Annotated in this window: 16 protein-coding genes; all 16 read right to left on the minus strand. The window is 35.8% G+C overall.

Annotated features, from left to right (window positions below; translation table 11 throughout):
• Positions 1-62 precede the first annotated feature (62 nt).
• Positions 63-674 (minus strand): invasion associated locus B family protein, encoded by a 612-nt coding sequence (locus ACFILA_RS05400; protein WP_273791265.1) that lies wholly within the window; start codon positions 672-674, stop codon positions 63-65.
• A gap of 1,655 nt (positions 675-2,329) precedes the next feature.
• Positions 2,330-3,169 (minus strand): hypothetical protein, encoded by an 840-nt coding sequence (locus ACFILA_RS05405; RefSeq protein WP_375631150.1) that lies wholly within the window; start codon positions 3,167-3,169, stop codon positions 2,330-2,332.
• Positions 3,170-3,430: 261 nt separating this feature from the next.
• Positions 3,431-6,931 (minus strand): transcription-repair coupling factor, encoded by a 3,501-nt coding sequence (gene mfd / locus ACFILA_RS05410; protein WP_375660786.1) that lies wholly within the window; start codon positions 6,929-6,931, stop codon positions 3,431-3,433.
• 5 nt (positions 6,932-6,936) lie between these two features.
• Positions 6,937-7,224 carry a succinate dehydrogenase assembly factor 2 gene (locus ACFILA_RS05415; RefSeq protein WP_273791268.1) on the minus strand — a complete coding sequence of 96 codons (288 nt, stop codon included), beginning with the start codon at positions 7,222-7,224 and terminating at the stop codon, positions 6,937-6,939.
• Positions 7,225-7,289: 65 nt separating this feature from the next.
• The gene (locus ACFILA_RS05420; protein WP_273791269.1) at positions 7,290-7,970 is read right to left on the minus strand and encodes an ABC transporter ATP-binding protein; all 681 of its coding nucleotides are present in this window, start codon (positions 7,968-7,970) and stop codon (positions 7,290-7,292) included.
• Complete coding sequence (locus tag ACFILA_RS05425) at positions 7,970-9,238, minus strand: lipoprotein-releasing ABC transporter permease subunit (protein ID WP_273791270.1); 1,269 nt, start codon at positions 9,236-9,238, stop codon at positions 7,970-7,972. Before ACFILA_RS05425 ends, ACFILA_RS05420 begins: the two co-directional genes overlap by 1 nt.
• A gap of 11 nt (positions 9,239-9,249) precedes the next feature.
• Positions 9,250-10,575 (minus strand): proline--tRNA ligase, encoded by a 1,326-nt coding sequence (gene proS, locus ACFILA_RS05430; protein ID WP_375637639.1) that lies wholly within the window; start codon positions 10,573-10,575, stop codon positions 9,250-9,252.
• 202 nt (positions 10,576-10,777) lie between these two features.
• Positions 10,778-12,454, minus strand: coding sequence for a ribonuclease J (locus ACFILA_RS05435; RefSeq protein WP_273791272.1), 1,677 nt, complete (start codon positions 12,452-12,454; stop codon positions 10,778-10,780).
• Positions 12,455-12,499: 45 nt separating this feature from the next.
• Entirely contained in the window at positions 12,500-13,309 is an 810-nt protein-coding gene (locus ACFILA_RS05440; RefSeq protein ID WP_375631153.1) for a biotin--[acetyl-CoA-carboxylase] ligase, read from the minus strand.
• Positions 13,309-14,763 (minus strand): NADH-quinone oxidoreductase subunit NuoN, encoded by a 1,455-nt coding sequence (gene nuoN, locus ACFILA_RS05445; protein WP_375637640.1) that lies wholly within the window; start codon positions 14,761-14,763, stop codon positions 13,309-13,311. Before nuoN ends, ACFILA_RS05440 begins: the two co-directional genes overlap by 1 nt.
• A gap of 17 nt (positions 14,764-14,780) precedes the next feature.
• Positions 14,781-16,250: an NADH-quinone oxidoreductase subunit M gene (locus ACFILA_RS05450; protein WP_273791287.1), complete on the minus strand. Its 1,470-nt coding sequence runs from the start codon at positions 16,248-16,250 to the stop codon at positions 14,781-14,783.
• On the minus strand, positions 16,250-18,214 hold the full coding sequence (gene nuoL, locus ACFILA_RS05455; RefSeq protein ID WP_375631157.1) for an NADH-quinone oxidoreductase subunit L: 1,965 nt from the start codon (positions 18,212-18,214) through the stop codon (positions 16,250-16,252). Before nuoL ends, ACFILA_RS05450 begins: the two co-directional genes overlap by 1 nt.
• Positions 18,215-18,220: 6 nt before the next feature.
• Positions 18,221-18,529, minus strand: coding sequence for an NADH-quinone oxidoreductase subunit NuoK (nuoK, locus tag ACFILA_RS05460; RefSeq protein WP_273791275.1), 309 nt, complete (start codon positions 18,527-18,529; stop codon positions 18,221-18,223).
• Positions 18,530-18,542: 13 nt separating this feature from the next.
• Positions 18,543-19,163: an NADH-quinone oxidoreductase subunit J gene (locus tag ACFILA_RS05465; RefSeq protein WP_273791276.1), complete on the minus strand. Its 621-nt coding sequence runs from the start codon at positions 19,161-19,163 to the stop codon at positions 18,543-18,545.
• Between the two features lie 94 nt (positions 19,164-19,257).
• On the minus strand, positions 19,258-19,749 hold the full coding sequence (gene nuoI, locus ACFILA_RS05470; protein WP_273723184.1) for an NADH-quinone oxidoreductase subunit NuoI: 492 nt from the start codon (positions 19,747-19,749) through the stop codon (positions 19,258-19,260).
• Positions 19,750-19,763: 14 nt separating this feature from the next.
• The gene (gene nuoH / locus ACFILA_RS05475) at positions 19,764-20,810 is read right to left on the minus strand and encodes an NADH-quinone oxidoreductase subunit NuoH (RefSeq protein ID WP_375637643.1); all 1,047 of its coding nucleotides are present in this window, start codon (positions 20,808-20,810) and stop codon (positions 19,764-19,766) included.
• Positions 20,811-20,820 lie beyond the last annotated feature (10 nt).

A 20,820-nucleotide genomic window follows, 5' to 3' on the forward strand; every position in this document is an offset into this window, starting at 1 on the left:
CTGTGGCGGTTCAAATAAACAATTATAGAAAACGTTTCAACCAATTCTATAGTGTGGGTTTATTACTTTTGTTTTGCTTTTTCTTGCTCAGCCCGCATACGCTCTTCAATTTCTTTTTGCTTTGATTGAATGGCTTGCTGCAGCTTTATTTGTTCTTGTTGGAAATCTTTTTCCTCCATACCAGGACCGGTATAGGCTGCTGTAAACCCATTAAGAGAAAATTCAATAGGATTAGCTGAACCACGAAAATTAACTGTGGTTACAACCATTTTTGTTCCACTTTTCATAGCTGCTATAAGCTTATCATCTAAGACATCATTAGCAATACAACTTGGTCCATTACAAATAATATAAGGAATTTTTTTAGAGAACTCGTCACCGATTTTAATGTGAACACCTTCTGGCAAAAAACGCCCAGTAGGTACTTGAATACCTATACGTTTTTCATTTTGCTTCCCTTTTATTTCAACAAGATTAAAAGCCGTTAAAGGTTGTCCCGTATTCGATAATACAGTATTCATTGTATTACAAATATCAACATCATGCTGCTTACTGCAAACTTTGTACCAACCTTGTGATAAAGTTTGCGCATTTGCAGAAATACCAGCTATAAGAAAAAGGGCAGCGGCTCCAACTAATACTGAAACAGCAGAATAAACATTTTTATGCGACATGATTAAGTTAATCCTTTCAACGCGCTCTTAAGTAACTTTAAAAAAAATATTAAATGTAATTCCAACTTAAATTTATTAAATTATAATGAAATAACAATTAATTTTACTATTTTTACTTCAATATAAAAAAAAAAGTCAAATTTAGAGAAAAAATACGATGAGCCATTCTATTTTTATACACCCATATAATTCCCCTCTTCATCACATTGGTATTTGATATAATCTATCTATAAAATACCTCTGTGCATTTAAACTAAGATTACACAAACGAATCAATATTGCAATATTAATTAAAATAAAGTCTAATACTACTCTAAAAAACTTACTAATTAAACTTTTTACATTTATTACTCTTCATGTTAAGCTTATAGAGCCTTAGCAACAGGTTGTTGCAATGCATGAAGCTCCAAAATATCAGATAAATTTTACTGTTTTCCTTATGTGCCTCGTGTGATACACAAAAACAAAATCATCTACGATATTATTGAAACATTTAATGAATTAAAACCACTGATTGTCTAAAATTTCTGCATAATTGTAAGAGAACTTTTTGCTAATGAACAATTTTCTTCCCTTGTTTACAAAACAATGGTGATACGCTTTTGTAATAAAAATTTTATATTCCATAGCGTTTAACTAAAAAGTTTAGTTTAAAAATACGTTACTAAAGAAGTGCTTTTTTCTTAATTAAACAACACATTTTCTTAGAGAGAAAATCTATAACTGCTGAAAATATTTTATTTATAATAAACTTTCTTAAAATATAATAACATATTAATTTATAATAATAATTTATCTTTTTTCTATTTCTATATTGTATGAAAGATCCTAATAGCGCAAACCTCTCTTATATTGAATCAATAAAATTTATCCACTTGTACATCACAAGCGGAGTTAGTTTTATAGATAAAACTACTGAACAAAGGCCCCCCCTATGAATCATCTCACGTGCCTAAAGCCATAATAAATTTATGCTCATATATTATACATCTATTATTGCATCTCTGTACAAATATCATCTCTCAGCTTTATAACGTGAATAAAAAATGTAGCTTTTATCAATTTATTTTAAGTTATTTCTCAAATAAAAGAAGCTTCTAAAATGATAAATTCTTTTCAGCTTTCACAACATCAAAGATATAAATCGTTAATGATTTAAGTTTTAAGAAAAAATGAATTCAAAGTATCATTTTGTTTTCCTATATAACACAATTTAGAGCTATAAAATATTTCTCTTATCGTATTAATGAAACAATATTTATGATATGAGATGTATCGTCATTAAAATAATTAATCAGATAAAAATAAAAAACTACAAGCACAAAAAATTATGCATAAAAAGAAAACATAAAAAAATATATGAGTTTATTATTTAATATATATATATATTAAGTCTTATATGATAAGAATAACAGATAATATATTATGTGTATAAGATTACTTTATTATAAATAATAATTAAAAACAAAAAATTAAAATATATTTTAACTATTATTTAGTATATTATCTTAATTTCTCTGTATTTGTATAAGTAAATTTTTAATTGGATATTCTCATAGCATTATTTTTTATGAATTTTCTAAACTATAATGTTACGAAAAATTAAGTATTTTTCTATTTTGAATATAATTCAACATAAATCAAATAAATAATTTTTAATTGAATAATTCTTCAACATGAAAACGCATACGATCTATAATATTCTTTTTCTTGTTTGGAAGCATTATATTATGTACTTCTTTAATGGTATTACAAAGCTTAGGTGCACTTTTTACAAACCAATTATCTTCTGTAAGACTATTTTTTATATCGTCAAATATTTGTTTTTCATAACTATAAGAGCCATCTGTTAGTAATTCTTTAATATCCCTGACTAAACTAGGACTTATTGAATTATTTGCGCCTTTAGCCCAACTAAAATCTTTATCTTTCCAATCAAAATCTTTGCGCAAAATAGCACCTATATCACTTTGCAATATATCCGCTAACGTATTGCAAGCAATAATAAACATGAGATAATTTTTCATTATCTCATCATCACCTCCACTTTTCTCATTCATTCCCCATTCATTAAACGTTTGAGTTTTTTTTAAATAGTCTTTTGCTTTAATCAACTTTTCTTCATACTCCCCTACTTCATACTCTCTCGCTATATGTATTCTAGAGATAATTTTTTGTTTTTTTTCAGCTAGATCCTGTAATTTCGAACCAAGATTATAATATTCATCCTTCAGAGTTTTCAGTTTTTTATATAACTTATTCCGTTCCTGTAAACGCTCATAGTATTCTGCTTTAGAAATATTTTTTTCCCAAATATCCAAATGAGATATACTTTCTTCAATAAATTGTATGCTCTCTTTAATATTCTTTCTTTTGTTTTTTAAATGTTGGTATTGTTCATCAGAAGATAACTCAGCATAAGCGTTTTTTACGCCATGTATTAAAGTGAGTAATAAAAAAACGATAGTTAGACACTTTTGTAATGAAGAAAGCATGCTATCTTTACCTAAATTCTTTCTAAAAAATTTACAGGAGCTTATTAGCTTATTATATTGAAAGTGCTATTTAATGCGGTCCAACCGTCTAATCTATTTTCTTCATTATATCAATACGTATATAATAAAAACCAAATAAATATATAAAGGGTTCTTTATTATAAACTTAAATTTTATTCTTATACAAAATCAATAACTGTTTGTTTTTATAGAATGATTTTATAAAAATGAGTAACAGTTCTGAAACAATAAAGAAATTTTTTAAACAGAATGTTGTTCTGCCATTTCGACAAGCTGTGTCATAATATTCGCTGCTCCAACAAGCCTTTCATCCGCTGTGGACCAATCACGAATAAGAGCAATACTTTGATCTGGTCGAATTTTTGCCATTGAACCTTGTTTTCCCACCCACTGAACAAGAGCAACACTATTTGCAAAATAGTTATTACGAAACTGTATGACAATCCCCTTTGGTCCAACATCTAATTTTTCTACATGTGCTTTTCGACACAATGTTTTAATATGAAAGACTTTAAGAAGATGTTGAACCTCAAGGGGCAAAGGACCAAAGCGATCAATTAACTCCGCTGCAAATTCATCAATTTGTTCTAAACCATCAAGTTCTGTTAAACGACGATAAAGTCCCATACGTAATGATAAGTCAGGCACGAAACTTTCTGGTATCATCACTGTTGTACCAAGAGAAATTTGAGGTGACCATTGCTTATCTTCATTTAGCTCTCCATCTTTTAATTCAGCAACAGCTTCTTCAAGCATTTTTTGATAGAGTTCAAATCCAACTTCTTTGATATGCCCCGATTGCTCTTCACCTAAAAAATTTCCTGAACCGCGGATATCCATGTCATGGCTTGCCAATTGAAAACCGGCCCCTAAGGTGTCAAGAGATTGTAACACTTTAAGACGACGATCAGCAGCAGTTGTTAAAACTTTACCAGCAGGAAATGTAAAGAGAGCATACGCACGTTGTTTTGAACGTCCTACCCTACCACGTAACTGATAAAGGGCAGAAAGACCAAACATCTCAGCACGATGCACAATTAGGGTATTGGCTGTTGGAATATCAAGACCTGATTCAATAATGGTTGTTGATAGCAGCACATCATATTGTCCATCATAAAATGCATTCATGATATCATCAAGTTGTCCAGCCGGCATTTGTCCATGAGCCACAACGAATTTCAGTTCTGGCACATGTGTTTTGAGATATTCTTCTACAAAAGCCAGATCAGAAATACGAGGACAAACATAGAAACTTTGTCCACCACGATAATATTCTCGAAGCAGGGTCTCTCGTATAACAAGTGCATCAAAGGGTGAAATAAAAGTACGAACCGCCATTCTATCAATGGGGGGGGTTGTTATCAATGAAAGTTCACGTACACCCGATAAAGCTAACCCTAAAGTGCGTGGTATGGGAGTTGCTGAAAGTGTGAGAACATGAATATCACTTTTAAGCTCTTTTAAACGCTCTTTGTGTTTGACACCAAAATGCTGTTCCTCATCAATGATAAGAAGGCCTAACCGTAAAAAATTAACTGCACCACTTAATAATGCATGGGTTCCAATGACAATATCGATTGTACCATCTGAAACACCTTTTTTTACTCGTGCAAGTTCTTTCGCTTTTACAAGCCTCGAAGCATGTCCAATTTTAACCGGTAATCCTTGAAAACGCGAAATAAATGTTTTGTAATGTTGACGTGAAAGCAAAGTTGTCGGTACAACAACAGCAACCTGATATCCATTTAATGCTGCAACAAAAGCACTTCGAATAGCTACTTCAGTTTTTCCAAAACCAACATCACCGCATATCAAGCGATCCATCGGCTTACCTGAGGCTAGATCGTCCAAAACAGCATCAATTGCATTCATTTGATCTTCCGTTTCTTCATAGGGAAAGCAAGCAACAAACTCATCAAATGGTCCAACTGGTGGAAGTAAAGCAGGCGCAGCACGAGTCATACGCTCTGCAGCTATACGGATTAATTGCCCTGCCATTTCCAATAAATGTTTTTTAAGCCTAGCTTTACGTGCTTGCCAAGCAACACCCCCTAGTTTATCTAAAGTTACCTCTGTTCCTTCTGAGCCATAACGTGAGAGAAGCTCAATATTTTCAACAGGTAAAAAGAGTAAATCACCTCCAGCATATCTAATTTCAAGGCAGTCTCGTAAAATTCCAGTGGTTCTGATGGTTTTAAGACCAACAAATTGGCCAATACCGTGGTCGATATGCACAATAATATCACCAGAATTTAAAGCAGAAATTTCAGAAATAAAATTTGTATTATTCTTACGCCGCTTTGGTGATCTTATAAAACGATCGCCAAGGATATCTTGCTCTGCTATAATAGCCAAATCTTCAGCCTCAAAACCATGTTCTATCATGATAACCGCTGCTAATATGCGATCTCGTGGGGTTGCTTTGACAGTTTGCAAGGATTTTACAACATCTATTTTTTTCAATCCATGCTCGTCGAGAACTTGTAGCAAACGATTGAGAGATCCTTCACTCCAACACGCTAAAAGCACTTTTTTACCAGCAGCGCGTAAAGATGCGATATGATCAATAACACTTGAAAAAACATTTTTTTCCTGCGCATTACGCTCTTTTACAAAATCATATCCTTGTTTAACATTGGTGTGAATAACAGTTTGTTCCAAACTTTGTGGAACATTAAAAGGCGAAAAATCAATACGCTGTGAAGATTGTTGCACATCTTCCAAAACACGCTCTGGCGTTAAATAGAAAAGACTAGGATCTATTGGATGATAAGAAGTAGAATTTTTTTCATCATTTTCGCGCTCTTTGCGCGCGTTATAATAGTCTTCAATAAGACGATAGCGCTCAATGAAGACTTCTTCTATGAGATGCTCAAAAACTATCGGTAATTTGCCACAATGATCAAAAAAGCTATCAAGGTTTTCATAAAAAAATGGAAGCCAATGTTCCATACCGGCAAAACGCCGACCTTGAGAAATTGCTTCATAAAGCATGTTATTTTTTTGTGATACACCAAATGTACGGGTATAATTGCTTTTAAAACGACTGATACGTTCTGGTGTAAGAACAACCTCACTCATTGCCTGTAATAAAAGTTCAGTTTTTTGGCCTGTTGTCCTTTGATTTTCTGGATCAAATACGCGGATACTTTCTAGGGTATCTCCAAAAAAATCAAGACGTAAAGGTTCAACATCCATCGGAGAAAAGATATCAAGTATTCCTCCTCTTACAGCAAACTCACCAACATCACGGACAACCGTAACGCGTTCAAAACCATTAGTTTCTAGAAATTGAATAAGATTTCCCATGTTATTGCGCTGGCCAACACGTGCGTGAATAAGCTGAGCTTCTATCATTTCACGAGGAGGTAGCTTTTGCATAATCGCATTTGCTGTTGTTAATATAATTGCAGGATGTGGATCTTTACGTAAATTTGCTATGTGTGCCAATGCTGATAGTCGACGAGCCATAACAGCAATTCCTGGTGACACACGATCATAAGGCAAACAATCCCATGCAGGAAATTGAAGTACGGGTAAATTTGGCTCAATAAAATTTAAAACTTGTTGTAAATGCACAATTTTTGTTCCGTCACGGACAACATAGAGGAGCGGTTTACCTTGTGCAATTTCTGAACTTAATTTAGCAAGCGCAAAGGCTTCAAATCCATCAGTAACGCCATCTAAAATCATACGAACAGAATTATTTTTGGGAATAACAATTTTTTTAAATATAGGCATCAGGATTAATAACTTAAGCAAGTACGATAATTGGCAATATCACGAAAAAGTGGACTATCAACCTCAGAGGGGGGCAAAATTTCTCCAGTAATCCATGTCAGTAAATCACGATCATCAAAAGACATAATATACTCAAGCTCAGAGAGCGTTCTATCATTCATCCCAGTAATATGAGCATCGACATAATGTCCAAAAATGAGATCCATTTCACGAATACCGCGATGCCATGCACGAAAAATCAATCGACGACGACGAGCATCTAATTGATTTTTGTCAACGACAAAAACTGTCATAAAAAATCTCCTTGAATAAAGTAATATAAACTATTCAATTAGTCGTATAAAATTTGTACCTTGCTTTAAGGAAGCTCTATAATCTTTTGTTCTTTAAGTGTAATTCGACGATGCATTTGCTTAGCCAAAGCGTAATTATGTGTTGCAATAAGAGCAGAAAGACCAGACTGACGAACAAGGATAGATAAAGCTTGAAAGACATAAGCTGAAGTTACTGGATCAAGATTTCCTGTAGGTTCATCAGCCAAAAGAACCGAAGGGCCATTTGCTACTGCACGTGCAATAGCAACACGTTGTTGTTCTCCTCCCGATAACTCTGAGGGACGATGGTTCGCACGATGAGAAACACGCAGATACGTCAATAATTTGCGCGCACGATCTTCTGCTATAGATTTTTTTAATCCTGCTATCATTTGCGGTATCATGACATTTTCTAACGCCGTAAACTCTGGAAGTAAATGATGAAATTGATAAACAAAACCAATATCATTCCGTCTTATAGCTGTTCGCTCACTATCAGAGCGCTTTGCACAAGAAACACCCCGTAACATCACATCACCAGCTGTTGGTTTTTCTAATAATCCAGCAATATGAAGAAGTGTTGATTTTCCAGCACCAGATGGTGCAACAAGTGCGACAAGCTCTCCACGATTAAGAATAAAATTCGCTTTATCTAAAACAATGAGCGGCTTATGGCTCTCGAAAAAGTGTCTTTCAATCTCTACAAGCTCTAAAATAGCTGTCATTATTCATACCTCAAAGCTTGTACGGGGTCTAGCTTAGCAGCACGCCATGCCGGAATAAGAGCAGCAAGAAACGACAAGAATAAAGCCATCATAGCAACCAAGATGGTCTGTTTCCACTCAATTTGTGCAGGCAATTTTGTTAAAAAATAAAGTTGAGGATTAAAAACGTCGACATTAAATAACCAAGATATAAAATCTTGGATATGATTAATATTCGCGGTCGCGATAACACCTAAAACTAAACCCAATATAGTTCCAATAAAACCAATCATCATTCCTGTAATGATAAATATACGCAAAATCGCACTCTGTTGAGCCCCCATCGTGCGTAAAATTGCAATATCATGACTTTTATCTTTTACAAGCATAATCAGCCCTGAAATAATATTTAAAGCAGCAACAAGAACGATCAGAGAAAGAATGAAAAACATAACATTTCGTTCAATCTGTAAGGCTGAAAAAAAAGCCTGATTGCGTGTACGCCAATCAATTAAATAGACCTGTTGTTCAACTGCTTTTTCTACAACAGGTTTTATTTGATCAACAGCATCAGGATCATTTAGAAATAATTCCAAAGACTGAACCTTATCTCCCAAATTAAAAAACATTTGTGCTTCATGGAGAGGCATAAAGATAAATATTGAATCATATTCAGACATACCAACTTCAAAAATAGCAACGACTTTATAAGCTTTCACACGTGGGGTAACGCCAAAAGGAGTCTCATCACCATCTGGAGTAATAATACGAATATCTCTTCCAACTGTCAGTCCTAATTTTTCTGCTAAGCCACTTCCAATTGCAACACCTTCTTCTTGATCAAACCGAGAAATCGATCCTAATTTAATGTTTTGAGAGACTGTTTTAAGCTTTTCTAGATCTTGTTTGCGCATACCACGAACTAATGCGCCAGAGCCACCTTGAACTTCACCTTGAACAAGCGCTTGACCTTCAATAACAGGTAAAGCAAACTTCACACCATTTGTAGTTTCTAAAGAAGAAATAAGAGTCTTATAATCAGAAAAACCAGAATCAACTGTTTGAATAATAAGATGCCCATTCATACCAAGAATACGATTGAGAAGTTCTGTACGAAAGCCATTCATCACCGCCATAACAACAACCAGAGCAAATACGCCCAACATAATCCCAATAAGAGAAATAATTGAAATAACAGATGCAACGACATGTTTTTTATTGGGAATCATATAACGAAAAGCGATCATCCACTCATAAGATGAAAAGCATTTGTTTTTCAGCCTCTTCATAACATTTCCTATTAAATTATAGAAAGTTGGCTGAGCACATCTTCAACCTTTAGAGATTTTTTTATTCCTGTTTTTCGATCTTTAATTTCAACTTCATTTTGTGCAATGCTGTTAGGGCCAACAATGACTTGCATTGGCAAACCAATCAAATCCATTGTTGCAAATTTTGATCCAGGACGTTCATTTCTATCATCTAATAACGGATCAAAACCAACCTCCTTTAATCCCTGATAGAGAAACTCACATGCCTGTGTGCATTTTTCATCATCGGGTTTCATATTGATAATCCCAAAATCAAACGGTGCCATCGACTTTGGCCAAATAATACCATTTTCATCATGAGAAGCTTCAATAGCGGCCGCAACAAGACGCGAAGGCCCAATACCATAAGATCCCATAGAGACCACATGCTCTTTTCCATCTTGTCCCATAACTTTTGCTCCCATTGGAGCAGAATATTTAGTACCAAAGTGGAAAATATGACCTACTTCAATACCACGCGCTGAAAGACGATTATGATCAGAAACTTTAGCCCACTCCTCTTCATTATGCATTTCTTCCGTTGCTGCATAACAAGATGTCCATTGCTTAACAATATCATCTAAAACAGCTTTATCACTAAAATCGATTGAACTATCTGGAACGGTAAGTTCAAGAAATTGTTTATCACAGAAGATAGCACTCTCTCCTGTTTCAGCCAAAATGATAAATTCATGACTGAGTTCCCCCCCTATTGGACCTGTATCTGCACGCATAGGAATTGCTTTTAATCCCAGGCGAGAAAAAGTGCGTAAATAAGCAACAAACATACGATTATAAGATGTTTTAGAGCCTTCATAATCAAGATCAAAAGAATAAGCATCTTTCATTAAAAATTCTCGTGCTCGCATCACACCAAAACGTGGACGAATTTCATCACGAAATTTCCATTGAATATGATATAAATTCAGCGGAAGATCTTTATAAGAACGAACATAAGAGCGAAAAATATCTGTTACCATCTCTTCATTGGTTGGACCATAAAGTAAATCACGCTTTTGACGATCTTTAATGCGGAGCATTTCCAAACCATAATCATCATAACGACCGCTTTCACGCCAAAGATCAGCAGACTGAATTGTAGGCATCAATATTTCTATTGCACCCGCACGTTCTTGCTCTTCACGAATAATTTTACAAACTTTATCAAGCACTTTTTTTCCCAAAGGAAGCCAAGAATAAATCCCTGATGTTTGTTGTCGAATCATTCCAGCGCGCAACATGAAGCGATGAGAAACAATTTCTGCTTCTTTAGGATTCTCTTTTAAAAGTGGAAGGAAATATTGAGAAAGACGCATTGAAATAATTAACTCCTAATCAGATCTATCATATCGGAACAATTTATCACACCCTCTATTCATCTATAGCCGCATTCTGAATACTTGCAAATATAACGATCTTATCATTTAAAAATTTATTGTGCTTTATTCTCTATTTTTCTTATTTAGCAATAAAATAAAAATGCTCTTCTCTTTTTAAATAACGTAATATGAAAGTTCTTTATTTTGACCGATGTAAAAAAACTGTACAGATAGGTTTTTTTTGCCAAATTTCATGAACAGCCGCTCTCACTGCACGTCGTGTTGCCTCTCGAATAAGTTCATTATTTTTCTGTTTCATGCGTGGGATATTATAAACTGTATTTTCTACGATATCTAAAAGAATATCTTTTAAACTTTTCCCCTTTCCATTACTTTCAGGTAACCCTAATATTGTTAGACCTATATCCCCTAATAATTCATGCTTACTATTTATATGGAGAGAAATAGTAACATGACCAGCATAACTTAGTTTGCGGCGCTCACGAATCCCTAATTCATCTTCATCTCCAATTAAGCAACCATCCTTATAGATGCGGCCAACAGGAACTTGATCAATAACTTCTACAGGCTTTGGTGCAAGGCGTAAAATATGTCCATTTCTGATATCCGTAACAGTTTTAATACCTGCTTGACGTGCTAAAGTTGCCTGAGCCTTAAGATGCATTGCTTCCCCATGTACAGGGACAAGTATTTGTGGCTTTATCCAATCATACATCTGTAAAAGTTCTGAACGACGTGGATGACCTGAAACATGAACAAGCGCATCTTCATTCGTAATAATTTCAATACCCAAATCAATGAAACGATTTTGTACCTCAATAATCGCTTTTTCGTTTCCTGGAATACTTCGTGATGAATAAATAACGGTATCACCAGCGGAAAGTGCAATATTTTTCATTCCATCACGTGACAGTTTAGCCAAAGCTGCACATGGCTCACCTTGGCTCCCAGTGACAATTAAAACAAGATCTTTTCGCGAGATATAGCCATAATCATCTTCCGTTACAAATGGCGCTAAACCATTCATATAACCAAGCTCTTGTGCAACCATAATACTTCGCTTAAGGGAACGCCCAATGACAAGCACCTTACGTCCAGCAGCTTCAGCTGCAAGAGCAATAGAACGTATCCGACCAATATTAGAAGAAAAAGTTGCTATCGCAACGCGCCCTTCAGCTTTGGAAATAATCTCAGAAAGACTGGCTTGAACTTGCTGCTCTGATGGAGATATACCATCCCGACATGCATTTGTGGAATCACAAAGTAATGCTAAAACACCTTTTTTGCCTAAAGCACGAAATCTTTTTTCATCGGTTACAGCCCCGAGTGAAGGGGTATGATCAATTTTCCAATCACCAGTATGAATCACAGTCCCCAAAGAGGTTGTAATTGCTAAAGATACAGATTCTGGTATTGAATGGTTAACGGCTATAGCCTCTACAGCAAAGGAACCTACCTGAAAACAATCACCAGCTTGAAAAATATTGAGTAAAATTTTTTGAGATTCAAAATCTAATTGTTTTTTAGTTTCCAATAACCCTGCCGTAAAAGGCGTACAGTAAATTGGCACTTGTAACTTTGGACATAAATCAAGAACGGCCCCATAATGATCTTCATGTGCATGTGTTAAAACAAGACCCCGTATATTATGTTTTTCACTTTCTAGGAAACGAATATCAGGCAAAACAAGATCGACACCTGGTAATTCAGAACCAGCAAAACTAACCCCCATATCAACCAGCAGCCATTCACGAAGACTTTGGGGACCAAATCCGTAAGCAGCTAAATTCATCCCTATCTCACCTACACCTCCCAGAGGTAAAAAAACAAATTCATTCTTATTGGCTGCAACCATAAACATCTCCCAAATCATTAAGGTATCTGATGGTAAAATAATTTTTCAATAACGACCTGCATTAATAGAATCAGCGGAACCAAAATGAACATCTCCAGCTGTTATAATGGCTGTCTGACCGTCTTTTTGCTTTATGATGCAGTTAAAATCACTATCAAGACCATCAAAAATACCCTCAATGACTTTTTCATCATTCACCACTTTGACATGTTTTCCAAGGTGAGCGGAATATAAAAGCCATTTTTTTCGGATTATTTCACATCCTTTTGGTTGTTTCCAAAGAAGGTAATTTTTAGAAAAACACTCCGTCAAAACCGTAAATAATTGTTCTGCATCAATATGCAAACCGATATTCTTTAAGCTTGAAGTGGAATAAGGTGCATCTTCATAATTATATTTCACATTTATTCCAATACCAATAACCAAGGCATATTGTTGTGATGACAATTTTAAAATCTCAAGCAAAACTCCAGAGCTTTTTTCTCCTTTGAGCAAAATATCGTTTGGCCATTTTAAGCTCACAATATTGTTTGTCTGCTTTTCCTCTTTTATCAATTGTTTTATTGCCTCTGCCACACTTACTCCAGCAACAAAGCCAAGTTGAGCCGCAGTTTGATGAACAATATCATCAATTAATAAAAGACTAGAATAAAGGTTCCCTTTTGGACTAGACCAAGTCCTCCCTCTTCTTGCTCTTCCCTGTGATTGTTCTTGTGCAACAATCCAAAGATTACCTTGATGACCAGTTTTCGCTTTTCGTTGCGCAATGAGATTTGTTGAATCAACACTATCGTACGCTTCAACAGTATATCCCTGTTTTTGTGCAAAATCTGATAAAGTATAAACCATATTCATTAAAACAATGCTGTTGCTGCTTTTTCTGCTAGCTCAGCGAACCAAACTCCAAAAAGCGCGTAAAATAAAATAAAGAATACAGAAAGACTAAGACAAAACTGAAGCTCATTCGATAAAGCAACAAAATGCGCTTTTGCATCATCAAACCACATAATTTTAATGACTCTCAAATAGTAAAAAGCCCCAACGACAGACGCTATCATCCCCACGACAGCAAGTGGAGTAAGTCCAGCGTGGACAGCCGCAGAAAATGTATACCACTTTCCAAAAAAACCAGCCATAGGAGGTATGCTTGCTAAAGAAAAAAGCTGTATTGTCATCACAACAGCCATAAAAGGATTCGTCTTTGCTAACCCTGAAAGATCATAAATATTTTCAACATTGCCATTCTGAGAGCGCATTCCAAGAATAAAGGCAAATGAACCAATCGTCATTCCAAGATAAATCGTCATATAAAGAATAACACTTTTTACTCCTAGCATATCTCCAGCAGATAAACCAACAAGTGCATAGCCCATATGACTGATCGACGAATAAGCCATTAAGCGCTTAATATTATTTTGACCAATTGCAGCAAAAGCACCCAGTATCATTGATGCAATCGCCATGAACACCAAAATTTGTTGCCATGCAGGCATCACGTTATCAACACGCCCTAGGGGAATAAAGGTCGTCACAATAATACGGATGATTAAAGCCATTGCAGCAACTTTAGGGGCACCAGCAAAAAATGCTGTAATCGGTGTGGGCGCTCCTTCATAAACATCAGGTGTCCACATATGAAATGGAACAGCAGAAATTTTGAAAGCCAAACCAGCTAAAATAAAGACAATTCCAAAAATGACCCCCAATTGTACATTCTTACCTTTTAAAGCAAGAGCAATTTCGTGAAAACCAATTTGACCGGTAAAACCATAAAGTAAAGAAATACCATAAAGAAGCAACCCTGAAGATAATGCTCCTAAAACAAAGTATTTTATACCGGCTTCAGAAGATTTCACATTATTACGATTAATCGCTGCTAAAACATATAAAGCTAAAGATTGCAATTCTAACCCCATATAAAGCGACAGCATATTACCCGCTGAAATCATAAACATCATTCCAAGGGTTGCTAAAAGAACAAGCACTGGAAACTCAAATATATTAAACTTTTGTGCATTGGCAAAACCAACAGACATGATAAGAGAAAAGAGTGCACCAATAAGCATTAAAATTTTCATATAACGACTAAAGGAATCGATAACGAGCGCATTGGTTTGAAATGAACCATTTTTCGGAAAAACTATAAGAATAATAATGGTTGCCACAAGAAGTGCCATGGCTAAACCTGTCACTGTTAAAGAAGCACGTGTATTGGAATAAACACCAATCATAAGTAGCACGACAGCTCCTAATGCAATTAAAAGCTCTGGAAGAATTAAGACTAATTGCGCTATTATTTCAGTTTGCATGTGCATTCTTCCCTTATCTAGTGCAGTTTATTGATGAGGGTTTCTACGGAAAACGCCGTTGCCTTAAGAATAGGCGTTGGATAGATACCAAAGAATATTGTAAGAATAACCATTGGATAAAGGAGGAATTTTTCTCTTAAAGAAAGATCTATTAATACTTTTAAATTCTCTTTATCCAAGGAACCAAAAACCACACGCCGATAAAGATAAAGGGCATAGGCTGCCGATAAGATAACACCTGTTGTTGCTAAAACAACAACTAATTTATTTACTTGAAAAACACCTATTAAGGTTAAAAACTCACCCAAAAATCCTGAGCTTCCAGGCAAACCAACATTTGCCATAGTGAAAATTAAGAAAACAACAGCATATTTAGGCATATTATTCACTAAACCACCAAACGCTGAAATTTCACGTGTATGCAAGCGATCATAGATAACCCCAACACAAAGAAACAATGCTGCTGAAACAATTCCATGGGATAGCATCTGATAAATAGCCCCTTGTATCCCCTGTTCATTTGCAGCAAAAATACCCATTGTCACATACCCCATATGCGCTATTGAAGAATAAGCAATAAGTTTTTTGATGTCACTTTGAACAAGTGCAACCAGTGATGTATAAATAATAGCGATAAGCGATAATGTGAAAACAAAAGGCGCAAAATCTGCTGAAGCGATAGGAAACATAGGCAAAGAAAAACGAAGAAAACCATACCCACCTAATTTGAGTAAGACACCAGCTAAAATAACGGAACCCGCTGTCGGTGCTTCTACGTGAGCATCAGGGAGCCATGTATGAACTGGCCACATTGGCATTTTAACTGCGAAAGAAGCAAAAAATGCAAGCCATAGCCATATTTGCATATGAGCAGGAAACTGATAATTGAGTAAAGTTGGTATATCAAGTGTCCCAGCCTCCCAATACATAACCATAAGAGCAACCAGCATAAGCACTGAACCAAGTAAAGTATATAAGAAAAACTTTATACTTGCATAAACACGACGTGCTCCTCCCCATACACCTATAATGATAAACATTGGAATAAGGCTGCCTTCAAAAAAAACATAGAATAGCATTGCATCAAGAGCACAAAAAACGCCAATAATCGCAACTTCTAGAAGAAGAAACGCAATCATATAAGCCTTTAATCTCTCTTTAACATTCTCCCAACTTGCTAAAATACAGAAAGGCAAAAGAAAAGCCGAGAGAACAACAAAAAGAATAGAAATACCATCAACCCCCATATGATAGCTAATACCCCCCCCTAACCAACTGGATTTTTCAACCATTTGAAAATTTTGGTTGCTAGAATCAAATCCTATCCAAATAATTAAAGAAATAATAAAAACAAATAGAGTCGTAAAAAATGCGACATTACGTATATTATGGCGTGCTACTTCACTATCATCTTTGATAAACAAAATCAGAAGCACACCAACAAGCGGCAAAAATGTAACCGTAGAAAGAATAGGCCAATCGGTCATTAGTTTACGCCCCCGATCATCATCCATGTAATGAGCAATGCAACGCCGATAAGCATTGCAAATGCATAGTGGTAAAGATAGCCTGTTTGCATTCGAACAACTCTATTTGTAATATCAACAACACGCGCTGCAATACCATTAGGGCCTAGACCATCAATAATCTTACCGTCTCCCACTTTCCAAAGAAAAGAACCAATTCTAAAGGTAGGACGAACAAACAAAAAGTTATATAATTGATCGAAATACCATTTTTGGTAAAGAAAGTTATATGTTCTTGGCATAATACGAACCATTTTCTTAGGAAGAGATGGAATAGAAACATAAAATAAATAAGCTAAGATAAACCCAAGAAGCATCGCTATAAATGGCGACCATTTTACCCAATTAAAGACATGGTGGGCATCATGAAGAATGTGATTATGGCTGCTTGTAAATAATGCTCCCTTCCAAAAAGCATTATACAACTCACCAAAAAAGTAAGGTTGGAAAACGACACCAGAAAATATTGCTCCAATAGATAAAAGAAAGAGTGGAATCAACATAACTGGAGGCGATTCATGAACATGATGCATCACATCAACTGTTGCCCGTGGTTTACCATGGAATGTCATAAAGATAAGCCGCCATGAATAGAAACTTGTTAAAAAGGCAGCAAAAACAAGAAGATAAAAAGCATATCCTGAAGCAATATTATGAGATGCAAAAGCAGACTCTATAATCGCATCTTTTGAGAAAAAACCTGCAGTCCCGAAAAGTGTTCCTGGAATTCCAACACCGGTCAAGGCAATGGTCCCGACCATCATCATCCAATAGGTGACCTTTATATGTTTGCGTAACCCACCCATTTTTCGCATATCTTGTTCATCAGATACAGCATGAATCACAGAACCTGCACCAAGAAACAATAAGGCTTTAAAAAAAGCATGCGTAAAAAGATGAAAGACAGCAGCGCCATAAGCTCCAACACCTAATGCCACAAACATATAACCAAGTTGAGAGCATGTAGAATAAGCAATAACACGCTTAATATCATTCTGCACCAACCCCACAGTTGCTGCAAAAAACGCTGTTGTTGCACCAACAATAATAATCACGGTCAAAGCAGTCGAAGAAAGTTCAAAAATTGGCGACATACGCGCAACCATAAAAACACCAGCCGTTACCATTGTAGCAGCATGAATAAGCGCTGATACAGGGGTTGGTCCTTCCATTGCATCAGGCAGCCAAGTATGTAAAAGAAATTGTGCGGATTTTCCCATCGCACCAATAAATAATAAAAGACATGTAATGGTAATTGCCGTCTGCCCATCAAATTGCCAATCTAAAAATGTCACATTTTGTATAAAGCTCTTGTCGGCAGCTTTTGCAAAAATAGAGGCAAAATCAACCGATTGGAACAAAACAAAAATACTAAAGATTCCTAAGAGAAAACCAAAGTCTCCAACACGGTTAACTACAAAAGCTTTCATTGCGGCCTTATTAGCAGAATCGCGCTGAAACCAAAAACCAATGAGTAAATAAGAAGCAAGTCCGACACCTTCCCATCCAAAAAACATCTGAATCAAATTATTGGATGTGACCAACATAAGCATCATAAATGTAAATAAAGAAAGATAAGAAAAAAAACGAGACCTTGAAGGATCATGATGCATATAACCAATTGAATAAATATGCACCAATGCCGAAACACTGTTTACAACAATAAGCATGACAGCTGTTAATGCATCAACATGTAAAGCCCAATTAAAGCTTAAGTCACCAACAGTCATCCAATGTAATACCGATACATCAATCGCTGGAATATGACCAAGTGCAGTACTGAAAAATGCTATCCACGATAATATGGCAACAACAACCATAAAGCTACATGTTATCAATTCACTCGCACGATCTCCTATCGTTTTTCCACCTAGTGCAGCAATTAAAAAACCCAAAAGCGGAAGAAAGACAATCGTATAATACATCACTGGTTAGCCTTTCATTACATTAACATCTTCAACCGCAATGGAACCACGATTACGGAAAAAAACGACCAGAATTGCTAAACCAATGGCAGCTTCAGCAGCTGCTACGGTTAAGACAAATAAAGCAAATACCTGACCAACGAGATCATGAAGAAATGCTGAAAATGCAACAAAATTGAGATTAACTGAAAGCAATATAAGCTCAATGGACATCAAGATAATAATCACGTTTTTTCTGTTGAGAAAAATTCCAGCAATACCAATTGTAAACATCAAAGCAGAAACAGTGAGATAATGTGTAATATCAATATACATCTACATAGCCCCCTTATATACCTTTGCCTGATTCAACTTGTTTGATTTCAATAGCACTTTCTACCGTTCTAGAAACTTGCTCCGCAATAGATTGCCGCTTTACTCCTAATTTATGACGAAGTGTTAGAACAATAGCTCCAATCATTGCAACCAATAAAATCATTCCAGCAATTTGAAAATAGAAAACATAATCCGTATAGAGAATATCACCTAATGCTTGTGTATTTGTTCGCTGGGCTAAATCTGGCATTGGTTGCGTAACATGCGTTCTCAAGATTGGAGAAAAATAGCTACTCATAAAAACAACAATCAATTCTACAGCGATAATAACACCAATAAGAGCTCCAATAGGAGCATACCGAAGAGTTCCACTCTTTAACTCAGCAAAATCAACGTCAAGCATCATAACGACAAATAAAAATAAAACAGCGACAGCTCCAACATACACAACAAGCAGAATAAGCCCTAAAAACTCTGCCCCTGCAAGTAAAAACAAAGCTGCTGCATTAAAAAATGCGAGGATTAAAAACAAAACAGAATGCACTGGATTGCGTGCTGTAATAACAATAACTGCACTTGTTAGCATAATAAAAGCAAACAAATAGAAAAATGCCGCCGCTAGATCTGTTAGCATAGGCTTCTCCTTAATTATTCAAACAATTGGTATAAACTTCATACCAGATTACAATTTATCGGAAAAATATCCGACACCTCATTTAACGATACACTTAACGATAAGGCGCATCCATCAATATATTTCGAGCAATTTCTCGCTCCCAGCGATCTCCATTCAATAAAAGCTTTTCTTTATCATAATAAAGTTCTTCACGTGTTTCCGTCGCAAACTCAAAATTTGGACCTTCGACAATAGCCTCAACCGGACAAGCTTCTTGACAAAAACCACAGTAAATACATTTAACCATATCGATATCATAACGGACAGTTCTACGTGTACCATCATTGCGCCGTGGCCCAGCTTCAATTGTAATCGCTTGAGCAGGACAAATCGCTTCACATAATTTACAAGCAATACACCGTTCTTCACCATTTGGATAGCGACGCAATGCATGCTCACCGCGAAAACGCTGAGATACAAAACCTTTTTCATAAGGATAATTAATCGTGGGCTTTGGTGAAAAAAATTGGCGCATAGCTAAGAAAAAAGCACTCACAAATTCCAATAGAAGAAGTGACTTTGCCGCCTGAATGAAACCTGACATCGTAAAATCTCCTCTTAAACGAAATCCGTAAACTTTAAAAAAGCAGCAGTTATCACAACCATTGCTAGTGAGAGAGGAAGAAAAACCTTCCAACCAAGCCGCATGAGCTGATCATAGCGATAACGTGGAACAAATGCTTTAACCATAGCAAACCAAAAAAATACAAAACAGACTTTTAAAACAAACCAAATGATACCAGGAACCCAATTAAGCCACCAAACATCTAAAGGAGGCAGCCAACCGCCTAAAAATAGAATGGTTGTTAATGCGCACATTAAAACAATCGCAACATATTCACCTAAAAAGAAGAGCATGTAAGGCGTTGAAGAATATTCTACCATATGACCAGCAACAAGTTCAGATTCTGCTTCCACCAAATCAAATGGAGGACGGTTTGTCTCTGCAAGCGCAGAAATAAAAAATATAATAAACATTGGAAAAAGGACCAACCAATTCCAATCGAGAAAACTGTTAAAAGGAAGACCAAGAGTTGTACCAAAACCATGACTTTGTTTAAGAACAATTGTTGTAAGATCCAACGAACCACTCACTAAAATAACGGTCACAAGCACAAAACCAATGGAAACTTCATAAGAAACCATTTGTGCCGCCGAACGAAGAGCTCCTAAGAAAGGATATTTTGAATTTGATGCCCATCCCCCCATAATAACACCATAAACTTCAAGAGATGAAATGGCTAAAATATAAAGCAAGCCAACATTAATCTTCGCAACCTCCCAACCCTCATTGACAGGAATAACAGCCCAAGTTGATAAAGCAAGTGTCGCTGAAACAAAAGGAGCCAAAAGAAAAACCCCCTTATTTGCACCTGCTGGGATAATAGGTTCTTTCACAACAAATTTAATTAAATCTGCAAAAGACTGTAACAATCCCCATGGACCAACAACGTTTGGTCCACGACGCAATTGTACCGCAGCCCAAATTTTTCTATCTGCGTAAAGAAGGTAAGCAACTAAGACCAAAAGAACGACCAAAAGAAGAAGTGTTTTTCCGATTATAATGAGTAATGGCAACAGCCAAGTCATAAAGAAATCATACATCATTATTCTT

This window comes from Bartonella sp. CL71SXKL (assembly GCF_042194935.1).
Classification (GTDB): domain Bacteria; phylum Pseudomonadota; class Alphaproteobacteria; order Rhizobiales; family Rhizobiaceae; genus Bartonella.